Genomic DNA, 1,707 nt, shown 5'->3' with positions numbered 1-1,707 from the left:
CTTCTGAGCCATGCGGTCAGATGCCGCCGCCTCCCATGCCGCCGCCTCCGTCGCCGGAATGGAAGTCGCCGGACGTCTGGATCTTGGCAGGGCCAATCGTCTCCAGACCACCGCCGGGCGAGGCGTGCACTACCGCGCCCGTGCTCTTCTTCCCGCGCCGCAGCTTGCGCTCCAGCCAGCTCGCGAACGTGGTGAGCGTGAAGTTCAGCGCGACGAAGATGAGGGCGACGACGGTGAAGCTGGCGATGGTGTTCGCGCCGTAGTTCGCGCTCATCGGGCGGACCGAGGCCAGCAGTTCGGAGAAGGTGAGCAACGCGCCACCGAGGGCGGTGTCCTTCACGATGACCACCATCTGGCTGACGATCGCCGGCAGCATCGCCGTCACCGACTGCGGCAGGAGCACGTACCGCATCGTCTGGCCCTTGCGCATGCCGATCGCCTTGGCCGCGTCGGTCTGGCCCTGGGGCAGGGACTGGATGCCCGCCCGGACGATCTCGGCGAGGACCGAGGCGTTGTAGAGCACCAGGCCGGTGACCACCGCGTACAGCGGGCGGACATCGCTGCTGATGTTGGTGAAGTCGGAGTACGCCTGGTTGGCGAACAGCATCAGGATCAGCACCGGGATGGCGCGGAAGAACTCCACGACCGTGCCGGAGACAGCCCGTACCCACCGGTGGTCGGAGAGCCTGGCGATGCCGAAGAACGCTCCGAGCGGGAGCGCGATGACCAGAGCGAGGGCCGCCGCGGTCAGGGTGTTCTGGAGCCCGGGCCAGATGTAGGTCACGTAGGGCTGGGTGCTGGTGAAGAACGGCTCCCACTTGACCCAGTCGAGCTGGCCCTTGGAGTTGAGGCTGTCGTAGACCCACCACAGGACGGCCGCGACAGCGACCAGGAAGACCGCCGTGTAGAGGATGTTGCGGCGCTTGGCGCGCGGCCCCTGGGCGTCGTAGAGAACGGAGGTCATCGCTTCACCGCCACCTTCTTGCTCACCCAGCCGAGGACCAGTCCGGTCGGCAGCGTGAGGCAGATGAAGCCGAGCGCGAAGACGCCGGCGATCAGCAGGAGCGCGGCGTACGTCTCGATCCACTCCTTCATCAGGTACGCGGCCTCGGCAACGCCGATGGCCGCGGCAACGGTCGTGTTCTTGGTCAGCGCGATCAGCACGTTGGCCAGGGGGTTCACGACCGAGCGGAAGGCCTGCGGGAGGACGATGAGCCTCAGTACCTGGGTGAAGCTGAGACCGAGCGCACGCGCCGCCTCGGCCTGTCCGACCGGCACCGTGTTGATGCCGGACCGCAGCGCCTCGCACACGAACGCGGACGTGTAGGCGATCAGACCGAGTACCGCGAGCCTGAAGTTGATCACCTTGAAGTCGTCTGACCCGAGGGTGACGCCGAGCGTCTGGAAGAGGCCCAGGGACGTGAAGACGATGACCACGGTGAGCGGGATGTTACGGACCACGTTCACATAGGCGGTGCCGAAACCCCGCATGAGCGGAATCGGGCTGACCCGCATGCCGGCCAGCAGTGTTCCCCATATCAGCGAGCCGAGGGCCGAGTAGACGGTGAGCTGAACCGTCACCCAGAAGGCCCCTAGCAGCTTGTCCATATCAAGAAAATCGAACACGATCTCCCGCGCTTCCGCGTATGCGTGTGGGAAAGGCCCGGTGCGCCGCCGCCTCAGCGGCGGCGCACCACGTCAGCCTTG

General features: G+C 66.5%; 2 protein-coding genes. Both read right to left on the bottom strand.

The features are described 5' to 3' along the window. Nucleotides 1-16 precede the first annotated feature (16 nt). A complete protein-coding gene (locus ACWGI8_RS43995) occupies nucleotides 17-964 on the bottom strand; it encodes an amino acid ABC transporter permease (protein WP_453669202.1) in 948 nt (315 codons plus the stop codon). Then, nucleotides 961-1,626 (bottom strand): amino acid ABC transporter permease, encoded by a 666-nt coding sequence (locus tag ACWGI8_RS43990; RefSeq protein ID WP_453669200.1) that lies wholly within the window; start codon nucleotides 1,624-1,626, stop codon nucleotides 961-963. The genes ACWGI8_RS43995 and ACWGI8_RS43990 overlap by 4 nt, the downstream gene beginning before the upstream one ends. Between the last annotated feature and the right edge of the window lie 81 nt (nucleotides 1,627-1,707).

The sequence above is a fragment of the Streptomyces sp. NPDC054841 genome (genome assembly GCF_053611045.1).
This window is presented reverse-complemented; position numbering and strand designations above follow the sequence as displayed.